Below are 20,000 nucleotides of genomic sequence, written 5' to 3'. Positions count from 1 at the left end.
AAGGGAGCCTGAGTGTTTGGCTCCCTGTTTTTAGTTATAGGAAACTATGCAATTAGAGTCGGCTGCTAATAGATTGTCTAATTTGCTGCCTTTGTTTGATCGTTAGTTTCTCCATTCTTTGTTTTAGCTTGTTTCGGTCAAACTCTGGCTTTCTCGGAGACCAGTTAGCAATTTCATTTAAATCACTGTCACGCACATATAACGTACCGTTTTCGATGGTAATGTAGCCGTCAACAGTGCCATGTGTTGAAACTGCCCATGCGTTGTCAGCGATCTTCTCAACTGAGCGACCGTTGTCTGCTTCTGGAGTCGCTTCAATCGGGTTAGACGGTGTACCTTGAATCGGTAGGTTCGATCCTGGCTTCCAGCTAGCGATTTCCTTACGGTCACTGTCACGAACGTAGATGGTGCCATTTTCGATGGTGATGTAGCCATCTACTTCATCGTGAGTTGTCACGACCCATGCATTTTCAGCGATCTTCTCAACCGAGCGACCATTGTCTGCTTCTGGAGTCGCTTCAATCGGGTTAGACGGTGTACCTTGAATCGGTAGGTTCGATCCTGGCTTCCAGCTAGCGATTTCCTGACGGTCGCTGTCACGAACGTAGATGGTGCCATTTTCGATAGTGATGTAGCCGTCTACTTCATCGTGAGTTGTCACTACCCATGCGTTTTCAGCGATTTTCTCAACCGAGCGACCATTGTCTGCTTCTGGAGTCGCTTCAATCGGGTTAGACGGTTCACCTTGAATCGGTAGGTTCGATCCTGGCTTCCAGCTAGCGACTTCCTGGAGGTCGCTGTTACGAACGTAGATGGTGCCATTTTCGATGGTGATGTAGCCTTCTACTTCATCATGAGTTGTCACCACCCATGCGTTTTCAGCGATCTTCTCAACCGAGCGACCATTATCTGCTTCTGGAGTCGCTTCAATCGGGTTAGACGGTGTACCTTGAATCGGTAGGTTCGATCCTGGCTTCCAACTAGCGATTTCCTGACGGTCGCTGTCACGAACGTAGATGGTACCATTTTCGATGGTGATGTAGCCGTCTACTTCATCGTGAGTTGTTACTACCCAAGCGTTTTCAGCGATCTTCTCAACCGAGCGACCATTGTCTGCCTCTGGAGTCGCTTCAATCGGGTTAGACGGTGTACCTTGAATCGGTAGGTTCGATCCTGGCTTCCAGCTAGCGATTTCCTGGCGGTCGCTGTCACGAACGTAGATGGTGCCATTTTCGATGGTGATGTAGCCGTCTACTTCATCGTGAGTTGTCACTACCCATGCGTTTTCAGCGATCTTCTCAACCGAGCGACCATTGTCTGCTTCTGGAGTCGCTTCAATCGGATTAGACGGTGTACCTTGAATTGGTAGGTTCGATCCTGGCTTCCAGCTAGCGACTTCCTGACGATCGCTATCACGAACGTAGATGGTGCCATTTTCGATGGTGATGTAGCCGTCTACTTCATCGTGAGTTGTTACTACCCAAGCGTTTTCAGCGATCTTCTCAACCGAGCGACCATTGTCTGCCTCTGGAGTCGCTTCAATCGGGTTAGACGGTTCACCTTGAATCGGTAGGTTCGATCCTGGCTTCCAGCTAGCGATTTCCTGGCGGTTGCTGTCACGAACGTAGATGGTGCCATTTTCGATGGTGATGTAGCCGTCTACTTCATCGTGAGTTGTCACTACCCATGCGTTTTCAGCGATCTTCTCAACCGAGCGACCATTGTCTGCTTCTGGAGTCGCTTCAATCGGGTTAGACGGTGTACCTTGAATTGGTAGGTTCGATCCTGGCTTCCAGCTAGCGATTTCCTGACGGTCGCTGTCACGAACGTAGATGGTGCCATTTTCGATGGTGATGTAGCCGTCTACTTCATCGTGAGTTGTTACTACCCAAGCGTTTTCAGCGATCTTCTCAACCGAGCGACCATTATCTGCTTCTGGAGTCGCTTCAATCGGGTTAGACGGTTCACCTTGAATCGGTAGGTTCGATCCTGGCTTCCAGCTAGCGATTTCCTGGCGGTTGCTGTCACGAACGTAGATGGTGCCATTTTCGATGGTGATGTAGCCGTCTACTTCATCGTGAGTTGTCACTACCCATGCGTTTTCAGCGATCTTCTCAACCGAGCGACCATTGTCTGCTTCTGGAGTCGCTTCAATCGGGTTAGACGGTGTACCTTGAATTGGTAGGTTCGATCCTGGCTTCCAGCTAGCGATTTCCTGACGGTCGCTGTCACGAACGTAGATGGTGCCATTTTCGATGGTGATGTAGCCGTCTACTTCATCGTGAGTTGTTACTACCCAAGCGTTTTCAGCGATCTTCTCAACCGAGCGACCATTATCTGCTTCTGGAGTCGCTTCAATCGGGTTAGACGGTTCACCTTGAATCGGTAGGTTCGACCCTGGCTTCCAACTAGCGACTTCCTGACGGTCGCTGTCACGAACGTAGATGGTACCATTTTCGAAGGTAACGTAGCCGTCAACTTCGCCATGTGTAGTTACTACCCAAGCGTTCTCAGCGATACGATCGACACTTCTTCCTGTATCAATTTCTGGAACAGCTTCCAATGGGTTGGTTACTGCAGGTTTACCTTCCGAAGTTGTAGAGGAAGATGAAACAATGCCTGCAAGAAGTGCTGCTGATGCACCGCCAACGATTTTCCAAACACCGTTTTCTTGTTTTTCGTAAGTGGTGTTATCGAATACCACCACATTTGAATTTTGAGCTTCCAGCTGAGCTAACACAGTTGCATCTATTGCGGTCATTTGTTCCGCAATAAGCAAATTTGTCTGTCTGTCAGCTTCAACTCTGTCGACAGTAGTTGATGACGCGTGTGCCAAATTAGTTAAAGCACCAATGATTGCAATTGTTAAGCTAGTTTTCTTCATTTAAGTTCTCGTGTGTAAAACCGTAAAATCCGTCGAAATAAGCACCGGCAAGGTGTTCCATTGGCGGTATTCTAAAAACGTCACGAAACGAGCTCTAATGAAAGCTTGAAATAATGGATATAACTCTAAGTTATTAATAAATAGTAGTTAATGGCCTGATAACTCAGAGTTATCACGACATAAGACATTCTTAACCAATGAACGTAACCACAACGTGGTCGCATTGTTTCGGTTTTTATAGTGGTAGATAGCATTAATGTCGCTGTCAAAAGGAACTTTGCCAAAGTAGATATCTAAAGGTCGTAAGCCGGGATGAGCGTCGAGGTTAAGAAAACTAGAGCCAGGAAACAAAATATCCGAATTTTTGACGATATCGATAATAGCTGACGGTAGTTCAGAACGGAAAACGATATTGGCTTCATGTCCACGCATTTTGATCATTTTCTCTGTAATTGATTGATTGGAGTTCCAATCTGCAGCAACTAAGGTAGCGATCTCAAAATCAACGCCATCGTCGATTTCGAGGTAATCTTTTTCGATTGGATGGTCTGCGCGAACGTAGCCTTTAAATGTGTCTTCAGTGACCTTTTTTTGGACCAACTCTTTGGGTGCATGCCCGATGGTGTAATTCAAACCGAGGTGAATATCGTTATTGACGATGTCTTGAATAGTCGATTTACTCCAGTTGAGTAATTGAACTTGTACATTCGGAGCTTCTGAGCGTATGGCTTTAAATAGATCTTTAGCGATACCAGAAAGAAGGAAAGGTGATATCGCGATTTTGAGCGTCACATCCAATTCGGCCGGATCAAACTTACTGGAATGATTAACCGCACTGGCAAGTTCATCCATCAGTGGTGATATAGACTCTGCCAGCTGATTTGCTTTTTCTGTCGCTCGCAAACCATGGTGCGTCTTCACAAATAACTCATCTTCAAAATGATCTCGTAAACGCTGAAGGGCTTTACTTACGGCAGGTTGTGAGACAAATAAACGCTCTGATGCTTTTCGCATATTGCGTTCTTGATTCAAAATGATGAAGGTGCGAAGGAGGTTGAGGTCGAGGTTAGCGAATAAGTCTTTAGCCATGAAAACATCTCATTGTACAAGGTCTGATTTCAATCTTAAGTACAAATATCAAGCACTGCAAAACCTTCAGTAACAAAAATATAAACAAATTGTTTAAAATTCTCGTTGGTTGTCGATATAGTGTCAAATCAGTTGTATTTTATAGAGGTTTAAGGATGAAACTCTCGATATCGGGTAAGCTTCGGACGAGTTATCTGGCGCTTGGTGTACTTTTTATCGTCTCATCTCTGTTTGTGTATCGCAGTGTTGATGGGCTGCAATCACAAACCCATTCATTGTTGCAGTATGATTTGCCAACCGTTGATGCGAGTAGGCAATTAGGTCAATCGCTACAAACTACCGTGTCTGAACTGCGAGGCCACATGCTCCTTGTGGGCAGTGAAGAGCAAGTCGAGCAGTCTAAAGCAAGTGTCCTCCAACATATGGATGGCGTCGACATTCAGCTACTGAGCCTTGAGGGGTTGCTATCAGACCAAAGCTATCATGCGATCAACGACAGTTGGAGCTCGATTAAAGAGTCGGCAAACCAAATCCTCGATATTGCTCAAACCAACGAAAATTTGCCTGCACACGCATTATTCATCAATGAAGCTGCACCGATTGCCGAGGTTGCGTTAGACCAACTACAAGGCTTGATCAACGACGAAGCAGGTCGCTCAGAAGGTGGGGAAAGAAAGCATCTGTTTAAGCTTTATGCCGATGCGTATAACTCGCTTGCCAATGCGCTTGCTGCTCAGCGTGATTATCTTCAGTATGGTAATAAGGATTATCTAGAAAAATACAACGACTTCATTAAAGCGCATGCAAAAGTTGTCGAGCAAATCGGCTATAAGACCGACCTGCTGAGCAGTAGCGATCAGAGCCTTTGGTCACTATTTAACGAAATGAAATCGCTCTACACGCCGCTGGCAGCGCAAGTGATTGAACTGCGACAGTCACCTAACTGGAATGAATCTAACTATCTTATGGCGAGTACACTACTGCCTGCGATTGATACTGTCCAGACTGAACTCAACAGTATCGTTTCTACGCAACAGCAAAAAGCTCGCGAGACGGAAACGCATATTTCAAGTAGTGTAACATCGTTGATTGCCATCTTGGCGATAAGCTGCGCCATCGTACTTGCGGTTGCCTTCTTGGTTTCTCATTTCTTAGGACGCCAGATAGGTGGGCGAGTCTCTCTTATCGCCAAACGAGCACAGTTGATTGCAGCTGGTGATGTATCGAGTGAACCACTCAAGGTAGCAGGTAACGACGAGCTCGCGGACCTAATGACATCAATTAACTCAATGAACCAGTCGTTAGCTCAGTTGGTCGGCAAGGTCTCACACAGCGTAAAGGCGGTGGAAGCGCGAATGGGGGATTTGACCCAGAACAGCCGTCAAAGTCTTGAACAAGTTGAACAGCAATCTTCAAGCCTAGACAACATTGGCCACTCTCTTTCAGAAGTCGCTGTGGGTTCAGAGCAAACTGCAAGCCAAGTTCAGGTTTCTTCATCTGCGTTGGTGGACGCTAAGCAAGAGTTAGCTTCTGGTGAGAGTATGCTAACCGAGAATCACAGCAATATGACGTCACTTGTCGATGCGATTCAGAACGCGCAACAGCTTGTTGAGCAGCTAAGTAATGAAAGCCAAGCAATTGGCAAAGTGACGGAAGTGATTGAAGGCTTGGCTGAGCAGACCAACTTGCTAGCGCTGAATGCGGCGATTGAAGCGGCGCGCGCGGGTGAGCAGGGACGAGGTTTTGCGGTCGTTGCAGATGAAGTGAGAATGCTGGCAAGTCGAACCACAGAGTCGACGACGGAGATCAACGCCATCGTGCAAGCGATTCGCACTTCAACCAACAAAGTCGAACAGCAAATCAACGAAGGGACAACCATAGCGTCAGATGCCATGGGACAGACCCATCAGGCACTGAGTCGTATTCAATCCTCTGCTGGACAAGTGGAGTTGGTGAATGAGCAGATGGAAAGCCTGGCAGCGACAGCAGAGCAGCAAGCAAATGCCACACAGAGAATCTCGGGTCTCGTTAACGATATCAACGAGTCATTGAGCGCAGTCGCAGAGCAGACACGTTCAGCGAACCAAGTGACCGAGCAGGTGACGAGCAATGTTGGGGATCTTCATGCTCAGGTATCGAACTTTAAAGTCTAAGTACTGACAGTAAGAAACAAAAAATGCCCATCAAACGATGGGCATTTTTATCTCTGATATGCGGTGAGTGGTTACACCAGAATGTTCATTAAGAACATAGCACCAAAGGCATTCAATACAGAGATAGCAATCATGACAGGAATGTAACGACCTTCTGTACCGATTGGACCCAAGATACGACCCATGTATTGGATCTGAGAGCCCATTAGGTAGATAGCAGGGGCAAGAATCGCGATATGAGAGCCATTCAAGATACCTTGGTCAAATAGCGTGATAACCACACCAACTGCACCACCCATCGACATCCAAGCACCAATCAATACTGCCGCCGCTTCACCTGGCAAACCAAAGATGGCCATAATAGGTGCGAAGATCGCGCCCATTGCATCCAGTGCACCAGTAATCTGAAGCGCCTTTATGATAACGAATGCCATCAGTACGTTAGGTACTGTAGACGTTGTCGCGATAACCCAACCTTTTTTCGCACCTTCTACGAAGATATCAGTGACCATAGGTTTTTTTGCTTTTACTTCGCTCATTATGCGGTCTCCTGCTGTGCGTTGGTTTGGTCTTGCTTAGGTGATTTGTCTTCTTTGCCCTCTGTGATGTTTAGGTACACACGGAACAGGTTAGCGCCGACAAATTTGAATAGGAACATGACAGCTACCGCCAAACCAATAGAAGAAGTAACAGCTAGTGAACCGTCCATCATAGTCAGCGTAAATAGCACGGCACCCGATGAGAAGAAGTTAACGATCGCTGCACCGGCAGTGAACTGGAACATGGTGAAGACATCGGTTTCGCGTTTAGTCAGGTGACCTTCATCTTTAAGCTGGCGCGTCATCGCCGCACCAGCATCAGTGCTTTGCAAAGAAGCGATTAGAGCCAAACCAGAGTTACCTGGAATACCCATCAGTGGACGAAGAAGTGGAGATAGAAGTTTACGAGCAGCATCTAATGCACCGTAGTGCTCAAGTACGTTGATCATACCGAGAGCAAACATCACGGTTGGAATTAGCGTTAAAGCGAAGATAAAGCCGTCACGTGCACCGCTGCCACCCACACCACGGAAAGAGGTGGTAGCTGCTTGAACACCGTTTTCGGTTTCCGTTACGTTATGGGCAACTTGACCGAACGCACCGTTTAGTGTGGTGAAGTCAAAAACACCATACCACTCGTTTGATTGAAGTAATCCTGAGAAAAAGACAATAGCGAAAGCCAGAGCAATATAGCTTCCTATTGTCACCTTACGTTCTTTTGTTAGATCAGACATTGGGGGGTCCTTAGAGACTGGAACAGAGTGCATAGTTTGAGGATTTCCATGTGCCAGAATACTGATCCGCATCAAGTGAAGGATTATTTTTATGAAACTAATTATTGCCAAATATGTAACTGTGAAATAGTCCTAAAATTAGATATAACTCTGTTAATGAGTTGAATTAGATAAGCTAATACTAGTTAAGAAATCTGGTTGAAATAGAAGAGGATGTTATTGTGTGTCCAGATTAGATATTGGACGGATACGGTGTTAAACGACATACATTGCAATATCATGGCGCTCTTAAGAGCGCCATTTTTTAAGTATGTTGACGAGCTACGCTTTGGGTTATTCTGCGTACCAGTACCCCTTGTTGAGTAACTCGGTAAGCAGAGGAACAACGTGAGTATTAGGTTCAACGTCAACAAGAACCTCTTCATTGGTCAATGCACGTGCCAACCAAACCTGTGACTCGGCCAGTTTGAAAACTTCACCATTGATGTACACCATTGTCGGTTCGTCTTCATGAACTAAAGCTCTAAGGCCGGCTACTTTATACAGTTCACCACCTTGTGAAAGATGCTCAGCTACTTCTTCCGACGTCCATTTAGCGTCTGGTTCAATAATATTCAGTTGGTGACGAGATTGACTTAACATGCAGCCAAGAAAGTCTTTAACTGTGGTTTCATTTTCAAGTGCTGAGGTCAGCATCTTAGTCAGAGTCTCTCGATCTCCGGAGGTTATTTCACCGAAGTGTTCTTGAGTCGAAAGCTCTGGTTTGTGCATGTGCACATCACCATAATCGTGGGCGAGAACATAGTCTGCAAAGTTACTGATTAGCTCTTGTTCTTTTGGTGAACGAAAGCCAACTGAGTAGCTCATTGATGGCTCCAACGCGTAACCATCGTGTGGGAAACCGGGTGGGATATATAGGATATCGCCAGGCTCGAGCACATCATCAATGATGGCGTCGAACGATTCAATTTGGCGAAGTGCTTCGTGGCGCTTGGTCTCTTTGTACTGACCAACGTCTTTAGCGCCCACTCGCCAATGGCGTTTACCAGAGCCTTGAATAATGAAGACGTCGTATTGATCAATGTGTGGACCCACGCCACCCCCTTCGACCGAATAGCTGATCATAAGGTCATCGAACAGCCACTGAGGAAGTGCCTTGAATGGCTCGACGAGTTCAGCAGCGCCTGCATGCCAATGGTTAACCGCCTGAATAATCAGAGACCAGTGGCTTGCGCCAAGGCCTACAAATTTGTCTTCAGAGAATGGACCATGCTCCGCTTGCCATTGGTCGTTGGCATTCGATACAAATCGAGAGTCGATCTCTTCTTCCATCGAAAGCCCTGCAAGCTCCTCTGGAGAAATAGGATCGATAAAGGCAGCGAATCCACCTTTGATAATAGTGGGTTGCTTTTGCCAATACTTGGCGAGGAAGTCTTCAAGATTAACGCTTAGTTGGTACATGGTGATTCTACTATTTTGGAGGCTGAAGAAGGCAGTAAGAGATTAGGTGTCGTTGTAGTTAGAGGTAGGCGTCAAGGTGTTTCGAAACTACAACGCCTTGACGCACAAAGACTACTTGTTCAGCTGCTCTTTCGCTGCTTCAACTTTAGAGAAGTCTAGTCCTAGCTCTTCAACCGCTTCTTTGATTAGGTTAGGGTTTTGCATAACTTGACCCATAAGAAGCTGTAGCTTGTCTTGAGGCAGACCAAGCTGGCTGATGGTTGCCATCGCCGCGAGTGGGTTTTGAGTGAGTGTCTCGAAAATCTCGTTGATCTGAGCGTCGCCAATATTGTTCTCTTTCAATAGGGCAATAATTGGGTTCATTGTCTTACCTTCTTAATACATGACATGTTGGCGCTAAGTTTAACACTAGCTTTAGTATTAGAGAACCGTCACTGAAAGTGAAGAGGACTACTCGCAATGGCAATCGGCGGAGTGGCTTCTATACTCAAATGGAAGGAAAAATTTGTGTGCTAACAGTGATATAGGTGAGTAATGAGAATAGGGATATTAACGTGTGGACATGTAGACCCACCACTAAGTGATGAAAGTGGTCAATATGCAGATATGATTTCTGCAAACCTCGCAGCCGTGGATAACACCTTCGAGTTTGCTAATTTTGACGCAACAAAAGGCGAGTTGCCGGACTTGGATTCATGCCATGGGTTTATAATCACAGGCAGTGTGATGAACGCTTACGATGGCGATCCTTGGATTCTGGCACTGTGTGATTGGATAGTAAGCTGTGAAGCTCGCCATAAGCCGTTGGTGGGGATATGTTTCGGTCATCAGTTAATTGCTCGTGCTCTGGGTGGCAAGGTTGAAAAATCGACCAAAGGTTGGGGGCTCGGCAGCTACGAAGTGAACATTACTTCTCAAAAGAAATGGATGAACCTATCCGTCGACTCGCTAAGGATGTTAGTAAGCCATCAAGACCAAGTGGTTATTGTACCCAGCGGTATGAAAGTATTGGCGACCAATGACTTTTGTCCCAACTTCATGCTTGCAAAGGACAATCATATTTTGACGGTCCAAGGGCACCCTGAATTCAGCGCCGAATTTACTCGGCTTCTAATTGAAAAACGACGTTCTTTAATCACAGAAAATCATTACTTTGATGCGTTAGAGCAGATTAACAAACCTCAAGATTCAAGCTTGGTGCTTCACTGGATTAGCGCGTTCTACTTTTGCAATCATAGATATTTAAGTCAAAACGAACTAGAACTTACAGCGAAATAGCGTCATCATAGGAACGGTTAAAAACAAAAAGGGTGTCACTCAGTAGAGTAACACCCTTTATTGTCTGTGGTTGCATTATTCTAACTACGCAAACTCTTTCTGAAGATAGGTAACGATATCAGATGACTCGTACATCCATGTCTCTTTACCATTTTCAGTAATTTTTAGGCATGGCACCTTAACTCGACCACCACCGGCCAATAGTTCTTCTCGAGCGATGTTGTCGTTCTTAGCGTCTTTCAAAGCGATGTTTACCGATTGGCGCTTCATTTCACGGCGAACTTTTACACAAAAGGGACATGCCTCGAATTGGTAAAGTTGCATGGTTGATGCTTTTTCATCTGCTTGCTTTTGGGCTTCTTCGCTGCGCTTTACACCACGTGGTGAAAATACGAAGTTAAGTAGAAGGATGATCTTTCCTAAGATAATGCGAATAAACTTCATAACTACCTTTCTTATCTTGAATACGTTGAGCTTTATGGTTGTTATAGGGTGTGATAAACACGCATCACACCGCAGAATATTAACACCTCTTTCACTTTACTGATACGTTTAACTCTAGTCTCGAGAGAGTGTGTGACGTTTGGTAACACTTAGCCCTAGACGTTTAGAGAGTCGAATCAGGTTCGCGCGGTCAGTTTGCAAGGTGCGCGCTGCTTTCGCCCAATTGTAATCGGCACTCAATAGAGCATCGGTGATAAGGGCACGTTGATACTCTTCGGTCGCTTCTCGGATGCCTTTAGTGGTATCGACAACCAAGCCGTTTTTTGACGATGTCTTAGGTGCTGGAGTTGAGACATCGTCATCGAACTGACCACAATCGTCTATGCTAACTGTGACAACTTTTTTGCCCATCGAGCGCGCTTTTGCCTTGAGTGCAGCTCGGTTAATCACATGCTCCAGCTCACGCACATTGCCTGGCCAGGAATAACGGTTGAGGTGTGTAACCGCGTTGGGGCTCATTTTTATCTGTGAAATGCCAAGCTTTCTTCGTGCTTGCTCTAAGAAGAAGCCGGTGAGAAGCTCGATATCTCCGTGGCGCTCCTTTAGTGGCGGCACAGAAATCGGGTAAACACTGAGTCGATGGTACAAATCGGCGCGGAACTTACCGTTGTCGACTTCTGCTTTTAGGTCTCGGTTTGTTGCCGCTAGAACACGCACGTTGATCTTCTGGATCTGGTCTTTACCGACAGGTTGAATCTCATTGTTTTGCAGTGCTCGTAGCAGCTTACTTTGTGCGGCAAGTGGCAGCTCACCGATTTCATCAAGAAATAACGTACCGCCGTCTGCAAGCGCAAATTTACCCATTCGATTTTTGTCTGCTCCGGTAAATGCACCTTTAACGTGACCAAACAGTTCGCTTTCAATCAAGTTCTCTGGAATTGCCGCGCAGTTTACGTAGACCAAAGGCTGCTGTCGTCGGGTCGATTGGTAGTGGAGAGTACGAGCAACGAGCTCTTTACCAACGCCCGTTTCACCGTGGATAAGGATATTGAAATCCGATGGTGCGACGATCTCAATGTCGGATTTGAGGGCTAACATTGGCTCGCTGTTGCCAATCATCTCACCACCGTCTCTCTCCCAGGCTTCAACATTGAGCTCTTCGAGAAGCTGTTTTGATTGCTTTGCTTGATACTCCAGTTGAGAAAATGTCAGTGCCATTTTTAGCGTAGAAGCAGCAACCGCGGACAATACTTCAAGACTGCGCTGTGGAATGTCTTCAAACGCATTCGGGGCGAGGCTATCTAGCGTCAGCGCACCAAGCATTTTCTCGCCAAAAACCAATGGAAGCCCCATACACGAGTGCATAGGCAGATCGCCATGATGATCAATCAGCAGACCATCAAACGGGTCGGGCAACTCACTATCAGCATCAAAGATAACGGGGCTGGTGGCAGCACATATTTCAGCGAATCTAGGGTGTTCTTGAATGACGAACCTTCGTCCGAGGGTGTCTCGAGCCAGTCCTTGCATAGCGAGAGGTACGAGCGTGTCTCCCTGCATAGAGAGCAAGGCAACGCAATCACATCGAATGGTTTTACGTATAGTATTGAGAAGCGAATCGAAGCGCTCTTGATCGTTGCTGCTGCTGGCAAGACCAACAGTGAGATCGATAAGGCTAGAAGTGGAGATATCTTGCATAAAAACGGATAGCGAGTCGAAATGAGTGAAGAGCTCATTTTAGTGTCATTTAGACATAAAGAAAAGGAGTCATTTTGACTTTTTAACAGAAGAAAATTACCAATAAAACCAATGACTACGGTGTTTCTAAACTTGGCACAAACCATGCAATGATATATTCAGTTGTTGAAGTGCACACTATGTATTCAACAATTCAGCCTATTATTAAAAATATCATAAAAACGATAAGTAGTATTATTAAGCCTTCTAGGGAGCGACTATGCTAAACAACCAACATATTGAGATCATCAAAAGCACCATTCCTCTATTAGAATCAGCAGGACCTGCATTGACTCAACATTTCTATCAAAGAATGTTTTCTCACAATCCAGAGCTGAAAGATATCTTTAACATGACGCACCAGAAAACCGGTCGTCAAAGTGTCGCGCTATTCGAAGCGGTAGCGGCATACGCAAAAAACATTGAAAACCTAGCCGCACTTACCACAGCAGTAGAACGCATCGCGCATAAGCACACCAGTTTCAATATCAAAGCGGAACATTACCAAATAGTGGGACATCATTTGATTGAGACTCTGCGAGAATTGGCTCCTGATGCATTCACCCAGCCAGTTGAAGAGGCGTGGACAGAAGCGTATCTTTTCCTAGCGCAGATCTTTATTGACCGTGAAGAAGAGTTATATCAGTTGCGTGAAAAAGCGCTGGGTGGCTGGCGTGGTACGCGCCGCTTTGTTGTTGCGGAGAAAACCCCAGAGTCTGAGTTGGTGACTAGCTTTGTGCTTCAACCAGAAGATGGCGGTAAAGTTCTTGGCTATGAAGTAGGGCAGTATCTCGGTATTCAGGTGAAGCCAACCAATAGTGAACACGTTGAAATTCGTCAGTATTCGTTGTCCCAAGCGCCAACAGGCAGCAACTACCGTATCTCGGTAAAACGCGAGCTATCGGATTCTCACGATAATGGTCTAGTGTCTAACTACTTACACGACAGTGTTAATGTAGGGGACGTTATCGATGTCATGCCGCCTGCGGGTGATTTCTTCTACAAAGAAACCGACAAACCAGTAGTATTGATTTCCGCTGGTGTGGGTTGTACGCCGATGCAGGCGATTTTGCAGAAACTATCACAAGACGACAAGACCGAAACCGTCACGTATCTGCATGCTTGTGAACACGAACAGCAGCATTCCTTTGTCGATGAAGTCGCGACGATCGTATCTGCGAAAGGTTGGAATCAAAAAGTTTGGTACCGTGAGCCAAAGCAAACTGAGAACGAATCGGCGAAAGGGCTGATGGATCTCAACGCGATCAAAGAGACATTGCCAGTACACTTCGGTGAGTTCTACATCTGTGGCCCGATTGCCTTTATGGATGCTATGGTTCAGCAATTAGATGCGTTAGATGTGGACCGCTCTCGCGTTCACTACGAAGTATTTGGTCCGCACGCGAACCTATAAATCGTTATTAACCTATAAATCGTTAATAACTTACAGGTCGTTAATTAAACCACTTTTCAAACCACCGCTTCCAACCGGAAGACGGTGGTTTTTTAGCTTCAAATTCACGGTAGCCTTGATAGTAACTCTGGGTAAACTGAGTTCGAATTTCATCCACGCTCAACCCAACGAGTGGGCTCAGCGTTTCACTGGTTTGCATGGCATGATCGTTTGCTAGGCTGTAATCCAATCCAAGGTAGCCCTGAACATAAACCCAAATATGAGTGACCAACATGAGTTCTTCGACAACAGGTAGTTTGAAGGACTCTGCGTGCTTTCTGCCGACTTGCTCTTCAATGGCCGATTGCATCGCTTGAATCTGATCAAGGTGAGCATTTAATGAGGAAAGCGCTTCGACATTGAGCTTAGTGAACAAGCCTAGCAACAGATCCGACGGAGCGTTGTCAGGTTTGTTTTCTTGGGCTCTGGCAAACAGCATACTTTCACGTTCACATAAATTATTGAGCGCGTCAGTGTGCGTTGCGACAATTGCTAACTTGTCGATTTGGATTTCTGCTAGTGCTTTCCTTAGCTCAATCATTTGTCCTGAAGTTCCTCGACTGTTACCTCAACCGAACCGCCTTCGGCATCGACAAACAGCGACGTGCCAGTAATCATTACCGATAGATCCATAGTGCGAGTGACAAGACCAGCTAGAGACTCGATCGATTCATTGTTAAAGCGGAAGATGCTTGCATCTAGATAGCCAAACTTGCCTTGGTTTTGTTGCCACCAAACATCGCTTTTGGTGTTGAAGCTATATACCTTCGTTTTCTTTGAAAGGCGAGTCGCTTTCTTCACACGATCGACATCAGGTTCGCCGATATCAATCCATACTAGTGTTTGGTCGTCCAAAGACTTTTCCCAAATATCAGGCTCTTCAATGGTGGACAGCCCTTTGGTGAACTGGAGCTCAGGAGAGGCGTTAAGACAGAATGCCATTAGCCTTGCCATCATGCGCTGCTCATTCTCTGATGGGTGTAGAGCGACGGTAAGATTCAGAGAGTCGTAATAATCGCGATTCATGTCTGTCAATGCGACACGAAATTTGTAAATAGTTGGTTTTAAAGCCATGAGATTGCTCTGGGGATATTTGAATGCATTAATGCCTATAGTACGCGTCTATGGGTAAAAGGACACTAACAAAGGGGCGCACATGTGCTAACTGATACAAAAATAGCCAGCTGAGCTGGCTATTTATCAGAATGTACTGGAAGCGAGTACTTAGACTGGTTGGATTTCTTCCGCTTGAGGTCCTTTTTGACCTTGAGTCACGCGAAATTCAACTTTCTGACCTTCAGTAAGCGTACGGAAACCGTCTGCTTTGATGTTGCTGAAGTGAGCGAAAACGTCTGGACCGTTCTCTTGTTGAATGAAGCCAAAGCCTTTAGTTTCGTTGAACCACTTAACTGTACCAGTAACTGTGTTAGACATACTTATATCCTAAAATTTTCTACTATCTTTTGTTTCTTTATTGCCAATCCGGCAGCTATAGCGTGAAAAGGAAATTGCTATTGCGTACAACGCGTCGGGGGAATCACGAGAATTCAACGAATGCTACTTGTAAACAATGTAACTTTTTTTTCTAGCCAGTCACGAATATAAGCGAGTTCTTAGGTAAGTCAAAGAGCTGCAATTACAATTTGTCTGAATATTTGAAGTGCAGCTCGTTTTTAGGTGTCACTTACATGACATTTTCAAACGCGAAGATAAATTTTTGATGCTAGGTCAACAAATGTGCAAAGCTTGTAACGTATTGATATAAAACATTATTTAGCGCTTCGAAATAATGTTTTGTAAAGATTGTGCAAACATTATTAGTATTTTGAAGCGCTAGCGGTTTTTATAGAATTACCAATTAAAGTAAGACGCTACCTCTCTATTTTAGGCGAATATATTGAGTATGCGGTAATTTGTCCTGCCACAATTGCTGAGAACATAAATAATGCGGATAAACCGATATTAGGTATCGGTAGAATCGATTGTTCAAAAACCGACTGGCTGGCGCTCACCATTACTCGACTGCCTGGTACCAAAATAATGATGCCTTGAACAATATAAATAGAACCTGTGAGGTCCAGACGCTTAGCTACCCAGGTGCCATAGAGGGTAATAAGTACTGTCGTGACCCAAGTTCCAACAACCCAACCACTTTCAAAACCAAGATAAAACGGTCCCCACATTCCGAGTACTGCTACCGGCAATCCCAATAAGATATCTTTCGGTCTTGCGTTGAATATCACGCCGATAGAGGTGGAGATGAGCAACAGGCCAAAGCAATGCAGCCATAGCGGAACTTCGTTAGTGTAAGAGATAGAGTCGGTTTGTCCCCAAAAGGCTTCACCGATATTCAGTCCCATCATCACGCCGATAAAGAGTTTGATGAGGGTTAGGGCACTTTGACCCAAAAGCGCGGTCCCGGACACCAAATCATTAAAGGCCAAACATTCGAGCGAGTTGGCAATGGAAAGTCCGGGCACAAAAAGCACCACACTCGCAATACAGAGCGCCCATATCGGTATTGCGGCGCCAGTACTGGCAATAAAGGCGACCAAAACACCCGTTAGCAGTGCTGAGATAAACTCAACCGCGATTGCGTTGCGGCCACGATAAACTAACTGACAAACCCATACCATTAAACCCAGCAACATAGAAAAGGCAATCGCTTCGAGTGTGCTACCAACCAGCATCAGATAAGCGGGTGGTATACCCATATTGGCAAGTGCTACGATCCACTTCGGATAGCCTACTGGCTCTGGAACCGGTTCATTACTTGGCTGATTGATGCGAATAATGGTGTTAGCGAGTAGGCTAAGATTGATTGATGCTGGCTTTAAGCGCTTCAAAACCACCGTATTGTTCTTGTCGGGAAACTGGTAGTTGATTGCCGTTGGTGTCGCTTGGACCATAACGTCAACCCCGTGCTTTTGGGCGTAATGTTGAGCGTATTTCTCTACTTTGTAGGGAGCACAGCCGCTTCGATGAAGCGTGTCACCAATATCGACGATTTTCTTGATGGTTTGAGTGGAAGGCATAGGTCCGTCTAATCAATCTGGGGGTCTTTTTTTGATGGCGTAAAGGTATCAGAGCTTTTGTGGTTTTTCGATAGTAAATATTCGTTTTTCAGTCAATTTTATTCGGCTTTAGATTTTCGTACATAAACGAAGCAAGCGTTTGCCTCAATATGGCTAAAACGAAGGGTCGCATCCTACAAGAACGATTTTTGATCTTGCTGCTATCAAGCTAACTTTAGTCCATCAAACACACTAAGGGAGGCGCACAATGACACATTTCAGCCCAATGGCTATCCGAAAACTTGCAAGCCTAATGCTAGAGACGGGCTTTAAAGCCATCGATGTTCAGTATCATAGAGTTCAATTTATTACTCGGGATCGAGTAGGGACGATAGATAGACACGGTATCGTGGTATGGGAGTAGTTATTGGAAGTCGTGAAAAGTAACTGCGCTTTCCGCCATAACGTTTTGAATAGCCCTACCAAGCCTTTTATACTCATACATAAGAGGTTTGGTAGGGTTTGAATAAGTTACGACATTAGCCTTTGTGTTCAGTGTACTCTAGCTTGTAGAAGTGAGCTTCGCTCTCACCATCGGTAAACTGATTGTAGACGCCTGCTTTGAAGTAGCTGAGAAGGTGACGCCAATAGTCGATGTCCTTCTCCATTTTTCTCTCGCCATTTACATCGACCGCAAGGATCTTGTTGCCGACGGTGATGTCAAACTCAGTCGTTTCACCAACAGGCGCTTTACCTAAGTCAATCTGAGAGTACGCAACGTCAGATTTGCACATCTCTTTGTCTTTGTTTTTCTTGCCCATCGAGCCTTTGCAAATTACCGCATTGTTTTTCACGATAGCCCAGTAGTGCCCTTGAACGCCGTTATTGTCTTGCTTCCACACGACACGAAGAAGTGGGTGCGGAACATTGTGTGTGCCTAGGTCGTCCAGACCTTTGTTATGAACTTGCAAGAAGGTGATTTCGTTCTGTTTGGACTTCGAGTTTTCCATCGCTGTTTCAGGGTTCACGATTTCAACTTTTGAGCTGAGTGTATAGAACTCATTTGGAAGATCAGTACGAAAGTTTTCTTGTACTCTTAATTCATTACGAAGATGGTCGTTCTTCATCTTGAAGACCAAAGCTTCGCTCGTTTTGTCGACATAGAAGTTGTCGTTCACAATACCTGAATAGTTGTTGTCGAGCGCAAAATACTCTTTGTTGCCTTTCTTTCCATCAGGATCAGAGATTTGCAGCTCAGAAGCCGATAACACATTGCTGTATTGAGGGTAATCTGCAGGTTCACCTAGTTTGCCTTCAGGATTCGAAAACTGAACATTTGCACTCGCCATTGAAGAGATAGCAAGCAACACAGCAGTAGAGATAAGCTTATTTTTCATGAGTTAAACCTTTTTATATTATTGTCATACATTTTGATAAGGTAGATATCATTGTTCAGGAGTTAGCGAAATATTCAGAACGTGAAATTGTGCTCTAGCGCCTAGTTTTGCAATGTTTGAAAAATTTTGTAGGGACATTGGCTGACGTATATGGGATGGCGATTTAGCAGTGATAAGTATCGAGGGTTCGATGAAATGTAGGAAACAGGAGAGAGAAAATCGGAGAGCAAGACTCTCCGATTTTCGTAGGTGGGTTAGCTCGCATCGAGTTTCAAAAACTGTCTTACTCGAGTGGAATCTGGGTCGGTAAAGAATTTTTCTGGGGGATTTTTCTCAATCAATATGCCTTTTTCCAAAAACACTACTTGGTCAGAAACTTGTCGAGCGAAATCCATCTCATGGGTGACGATGACCATGGTATAGCCCTCTTTAGAGAGCTTTTGCATAACCGTTAGTACTTCCTCTACGAGCTCAGGGTCAAGAGCTGAGGTTGGCTCATCAAAGAGCAGTACCTCAGGCTCCATTGCTAATGCGCGAGCAATAGCCACGCGCTGCTTCTGTCCTCCCGATAGCATGCTTGGGTAACTGTCGAGTTTGTGTGACATGCCAACTTTCTCTAGTTGTGTTTCCGCCATGCTCTCTGCTTCGGACTTCGACCATTTTTTCACATGAATGAGCGCTTCCATCACGTTTTGCTTAACGGTAAGGTGCGGCCATAAATTGAAGCTTTGAAATACCATGCCGACGCGTTGTCGCATCTTGGCAAGCTCTTTGTATTTAGCTGGCTTGTTGGTCTCGGCGTTGACACCGATACGTTCGTCGCCAACATAGATAAAACCGCGCTCCGGCTGCTCGAGCCAGTTAATGCAGCGCAACAAGGTAGATTTACCTGAGCCCGATGAGCCAAGAATGCTGACGACTTCGCCTTTTTGTATATTGAGGTTGATATCTCGAAGCACTTCGATGCCGTCAAACTGCTTAGATAGATTAATGATTTTGATGATTGAATCTTTATCATCTTCAATAGCATCTTGAGTCGTGTCAATTAATGGCGTTTCTTGGTGCTCAACGGTGTCAACGATGTGCAGCTCCGCGCTTTCTTTAAATGTGCTGAGTGGGATGTCTGGAGTAGTTTCAACTGATTGTTTAAGCATGACTTAGCCCTCGTTGTTGCACTTTGCTAAGTGCTAATTTGGTTACTTGTTCAACTGCAATACTGACCATCCAATACAAACCAATCGCGACGATAAAGGCATTGAGTGGGATAAAGTAGGTAGATTGAATGCTGTTCGCAGCGGCGGTGATCTCGCTGACGGTAATGATGCTCAAAAATGCCGTATCCTTGAGACAGATAATGAGTTGATTCGCAATGAGTGGAATGGACTTAAACAACACATTCGGTGCAATAACTCGAGTGAAAATCTTGAACTTCGAGAAGCCACAGGATTTAGCGGCTTCTATGTAGCCTTCATCCATATCCTTTCTGACACCACGGAATATTTCGCAGAAATAGGTGCTGTGGTACAAACACAGTGAAACGAGACCGGCGGTGATAGCATCCATGCGAATGCCAACTTGCGGTAAGCCGTAATAGAGTAAGTAGGCAAGGATAAGAAACGGCAGCGTCCTCATTATGTTGATACTACCTCGCACGCAGTAGCTTAGACCCTTGCTGCCATTTTCAAGCACGCTTAGAAGTGCTAATCCCATAAAAAAGCTTATCGTTGATGCCGACACAAACAGCATGACTGTCGTAAATAGGCCGTAGGTAAAGATCTCGCGTTGATCCCAAATAATTTGCCATTCGTTCATACTGT

19 protein-coding genes are annotated in these 20,000 nt (G+C 45.4%); 4 read left to right on the top strand and 15 right to left on the bottom strand.

Annotation, left to right across the window (positions count from 1 at the left end):
* Window positions 1–52 precede the first annotated feature (52 nt).
* Together AC6I8Y_RS19965 and AC6I8Y_RS19960 are read right to left on the bottom strand one after the other, a co-directional pair.
* Window positions 53–2,884 carry a hypothetical protein gene (locus AC6I8Y_RS19965; protein WP_498022844.1) on the bottom strand — a complete coding sequence of 944 codons (2,832 nt, stop codon included), beginning with the start codon at window positions 2,882–2,884 and terminating at the stop codon, window positions 53–55.
* 147 nt (window positions 2,885–3,031) lie between these two features.
* Window positions 3,032–3,973, bottom strand: a complete 942-nt coding sequence (locus AC6I8Y_RS19960; protein ID WP_498022842.1) for a LysR family transcriptional regulator — start codon at window positions 3,971–3,973, stop codon at window positions 3,032–3,034.
* A 155-nt stretch (window positions 3,974–4,128) separates the two neighbouring features.
* On the opposite strand from AC6I8Y_RS19960, the gene AC6I8Y_RS19955 reads away from it, so the two are divergent.
* Window positions 4,129–6,126, top strand: a complete 1,998-nt coding sequence (locus tag AC6I8Y_RS19955; RefSeq protein WP_498022841.1) for a HAMP domain-containing methyl-accepting chemotaxis protein — start codon at window positions 4,129–4,131, stop codon at window positions 6,124–6,126.
* A gap of 71 nt (window positions 6,127–6,197) precedes the next feature.
* Here the strand turns inward: AC6I8Y_RS19955 and AC6I8Y_RS19950 are convergent, their stop codons facing one another.
* The 4 genes from AC6I8Y_RS19950 to AC6I8Y_RS19935 all read right to left on the bottom strand — a co-directional run bounded on the left by AC6I8Y_RS19950 (window position 6,198) and on the right by AC6I8Y_RS19935 (window position 9,223).
* Window positions 6,198–6,665, bottom strand: a complete 468-nt coding sequence (locus AC6I8Y_RS19950; protein WP_042470104.1) for a YjiG family protein — start codon at window positions 6,663–6,665, stop codon at window positions 6,198–6,200.
* Complete coding sequence (locus AC6I8Y_RS19945) at window positions 6,665–7,399, bottom strand: nucleoside recognition domain-containing protein (protein WP_498022839.1); 735 nt, start codon at window positions 7,397–7,399, stop codon at window positions 6,665–6,667. Before AC6I8Y_RS19945 ends, AC6I8Y_RS19950 begins: the two co-directional genes overlap by 1 nt.
* Before the next feature lie 333 nt (window positions 7,400–7,732).
* The gene (locus AC6I8Y_RS19940) at window positions 7,733–8,860 is read right to left on the bottom strand and encodes a ribosomal protein uL16 3-hydroxylase (RefSeq protein ID WP_498022838.1); all 1,128 of its coding nucleotides are present in this window, start codon (window positions 8,858–8,860) and stop codon (window positions 7,733–7,735) included.
* A 111-nt stretch (window positions 8,861–8,971) separates the two neighbouring features.
* Window positions 8,972–9,223: a DUF2999 family protein gene (locus AC6I8Y_RS19935; RefSeq protein ID WP_042470114.1), complete on the bottom strand. Its 252-nt coding sequence runs from the start codon at window positions 9,221–9,223 to the stop codon at window positions 8,972–8,974.
* Window positions 9,224–9,394: 171 nt separating this feature from the next.
* Here AC6I8Y_RS19935 and AC6I8Y_RS19930 point away from each other — a divergent pair, with 171 nt between their 5' ends.
* Window positions 9,395–10,138: a glutamine amidotransferase-related protein gene (locus AC6I8Y_RS19930; protein WP_498022836.1), complete on the top strand. Its 744-nt coding sequence runs from the start codon at window positions 9,395–9,397 to the stop codon at window positions 10,136–10,138.
* A gap of 84 nt (window positions 10,139–10,222) precedes the next feature.
* Here the strand turns inward: AC6I8Y_RS19930 and AC6I8Y_RS19925 are convergent, their stop codons facing one another.
* Together AC6I8Y_RS19925 and norR are read right to left on the bottom strand one after the other, a co-directional pair.
* Window positions 10,223–10,582, bottom strand: a complete 360-nt coding sequence (locus tag AC6I8Y_RS19925; protein WP_042470121.1) for a glutaredoxin family protein — start codon at window positions 10,580–10,582, stop codon at window positions 10,223–10,225.
* 114 nt (window positions 10,583–10,696) lie between these two features.
* Complete coding sequence (gene norR / locus AC6I8Y_RS19920; protein WP_498022835.1) at window positions 10,697–12,280, bottom strand: nitric oxide reductase transcriptional regulator NorR; 1,584 nt, start codon at window positions 12,278–12,280, stop codon at window positions 10,697–10,699.
* Window positions 12,281–12,539: 259 nt separating this feature from the next.
* Between norR and hmpA the strand changes: the two genes are divergently transcribed.
* The gene (gene hmpA, locus AC6I8Y_RS19915) at window positions 12,540–13,733 is read left to right on the top strand and encodes an NO-inducible flavohemoprotein (protein WP_498022833.1); all 1,194 of its coding nucleotides are present in this window, start codon (window positions 12,540–12,542) and stop codon (window positions 13,731–13,733) included.
* A 40-nt stretch (window positions 13,734–13,773) separates the two neighbouring features.
* Here the strand turns inward: hmpA and AC6I8Y_RS19910 are convergent, their stop codons facing one another.
* The 4 genes from AC6I8Y_RS19910 to AC6I8Y_RS19895 form a co-directional block, all read right to left on the bottom strand.
* Window positions 13,774–14,313: a hypothetical protein gene (locus AC6I8Y_RS19910; RefSeq protein ID WP_498022832.1), complete on the bottom strand. Its 540-nt coding sequence runs from the start codon at window positions 14,311–14,313 to the stop codon at window positions 13,774–13,776.
* Window positions 14,310–14,846, bottom strand: a complete 537-nt coding sequence (locus tag AC6I8Y_RS19905) for a YaeQ family protein (RefSeq protein ID WP_498022831.1) — start codon at window positions 14,844–14,846, stop codon at window positions 14,310–14,312. The genes AC6I8Y_RS19910 and AC6I8Y_RS19905 overlap by 4 nt, the downstream gene beginning before the upstream one ends.
* Before the next feature lie 150 nt (window positions 14,847–14,996).
* Entirely contained in the window at window positions 14,997–15,206 is a 210-nt protein-coding gene (locus AC6I8Y_RS19900; protein WP_042470128.1) for a cold-shock protein, read from the bottom strand.
* A gap of 437 nt (window positions 15,207–15,643) precedes the next feature.
* Window positions 15,644–16,807, bottom strand: coding sequence for a threonine/serine exporter family protein (locus AC6I8Y_RS19895; RefSeq protein WP_234496486.1), 1,164 nt, complete (start codon window positions 16,805–16,807; stop codon window positions 15,644–15,646).
* 247 nt (window positions 16,808–17,054) lie between these two features.
* Between AC6I8Y_RS19895 and AC6I8Y_RS19890 the strand changes: the two genes are divergently transcribed.
* The gene (locus AC6I8Y_RS19890) at window positions 17,055–17,210 is read left to right on the top strand and encodes a hypothetical protein (protein ID WP_234496487.1); all 156 of its coding nucleotides are present in this window, start codon (window positions 17,055–17,057) and stop codon (window positions 17,208–17,210) included.
* Between the two features lie 115 nt (window positions 17,211–17,325).
* Here the strand turns inward: AC6I8Y_RS19890 and AC6I8Y_RS19885 are convergent, their stop codons facing one another.
* The 3 genes from AC6I8Y_RS19885 to AC6I8Y_RS19875 form a co-directional block, all read right to left on the bottom strand.
* Window positions 17,326–18,183 (bottom strand): polysaccharide lyase family 7 protein, encoded by an 858-nt coding sequence (locus tag AC6I8Y_RS19885; protein ID WP_498022830.1) that lies wholly within the window; start codon window positions 18,181–18,183, stop codon window positions 17,326–17,328.
* 254 nt (window positions 18,184–18,437) lie between these two features.
* Complete coding sequence (locus AC6I8Y_RS19880; protein WP_081935719.1) at window positions 18,438–19,337, bottom strand: amino acid ABC transporter ATP-binding protein; 900 nt, start codon at window positions 19,335–19,337, stop codon at window positions 18,438–18,440.
* Window positions 19,330–19,995, bottom strand: coding sequence for an amino acid ABC transporter permease (locus AC6I8Y_RS19875; RefSeq protein WP_234496489.1), 666 nt, complete (start codon window positions 19,993–19,995; stop codon window positions 19,330–19,332). Before AC6I8Y_RS19875 ends, AC6I8Y_RS19880 begins: the two co-directional genes overlap by 8 nt.
* Window positions 19,996–20,000 lie beyond the last annotated feature (5 nt).

Source organism: Vibrio sp. KUL78 (assembly GCF_059725505.1).
The sequence above is the reverse complement of the archived record's forward strand: the minus strand, read 5'-3'. Positions and strand labels throughout refer to the sequence as shown.

Coding starts and splice junctions, on each gene's coding strand:
- AC6I8Y_RS19895 (WP_234496486.1), bottom strand. CDS start 16,807: ATGCCTTCCACTCAAACCATCAAGAAAATCGTCGATATTGGTGACACG.
- AC6I8Y_RS19930 (WP_498022836.1), top strand. CDS start 9,395: ATGAGAATAGGGATATTAACGTGTGGACATGTAGACCCACCACTAAGT.
- AC6I8Y_RS19945 (WP_498022839.1), bottom strand. CDS start 7,399: ATGTCTGATCTAACAAAAGAACGTAAGGTGACAATAGGAAGCTATATT.
- AC6I8Y_RS19890 (WP_234496487.1), top strand. CDS start 17,055: ATGACACATTTCAGCCCAATGGCTATCCGAAAACTTGCAAGCCTAATG.
- AC6I8Y_RS19880 (WP_081935719.1), bottom strand. CDS start 19,337: ATGCTTAAACAATCAGTTGAAACTACTCCAGACATCCCACTCAGCACA.
- AC6I8Y_RS19950 (WP_042470104.1), bottom strand. CDS start 6,665: ATGAGCGAAGTAAAAGCAAAAAAACCTATGGTCACTGATATCTTCGTA.
- AC6I8Y_RS19875 (WP_234496489.1), bottom strand. CDS start 19,995: ATGAACGAATGGCAAATTATTTGGGATCAACGCGAGATCTTTACCTAC.
- AC6I8Y_RS19965 (WP_498022844.1), bottom strand. CDS start 2,884: ATGAAGAAAACTAGCTTAACAATTGCAATCATTGGTGCTTTAACTAAT.
- AC6I8Y_RS19955 (WP_498022841.1), top strand. CDS start 4,129: ATGAAACTCTCGATATCGGGTAAGCTTCGGACGAGTTATCTGGCGCTT.
- AC6I8Y_RS19900 (WP_042470128.1), bottom strand. CDS start 15,206: ATGTCTAACACAGTTACTGGTACAGTTAAGTGGTTCAACGAAACTAAA.
- AC6I8Y_RS19910 (WP_498022832.1), bottom strand. CDS start 14,313: ATGATTGAGCTAAGGAAAGCACTAGCAGAAATCCAAATCGACAAGTTA.
- AC6I8Y_RS19960 (WP_498022842.1), bottom strand. CDS start 3,973: ATGGCTAAAGACTTATTCGCTAACCTCGACCTCAACCTCCTTCGCACC.
- AC6I8Y_RS19925 (WP_042470121.1), bottom strand. CDS start 10,582: ATGAAGTTTATTCGCATTATCTTAGGAAAGATCATCCTTCTACTTAAC.
- AC6I8Y_RS19940 (WP_498022838.1), bottom strand. CDS start 8,860: ATGTACCAACTAAGCGTTAATCTTGAAGACTTCCTCGCCAAGTATTGG.
- AC6I8Y_RS19885 (WP_498022830.1), bottom strand. CDS start 18,183: ATGAAAAATAAGCTTATCTCTACTGCTGTGTTGCTTGCTATCTCTTCA.
- AC6I8Y_RS19905 (WP_498022831.1), bottom strand. CDS start 14,846: ATGGCTTTAAAACCAACTATTTACAAATTTCGTGTCGCATTGACAGAC.
- hmpA (WP_498022833.1), top strand. CDS start 12,540: ATGCTAAACAACCAACATATTGAGATCATCAAAAGCACCATTCCTCTA.
- norR (WP_498022835.1), bottom strand. CDS start 12,280: ATGCAAGATATCTCCACTTCTAGCCTTATCGATCTCACTGTTGGTCTT.
- AC6I8Y_RS19935 (WP_042470114.1), bottom strand. CDS start 9,223: ATGAACCCAATTATTGCCCTATTGAAAGAGAACAATATTGGCGACGCT.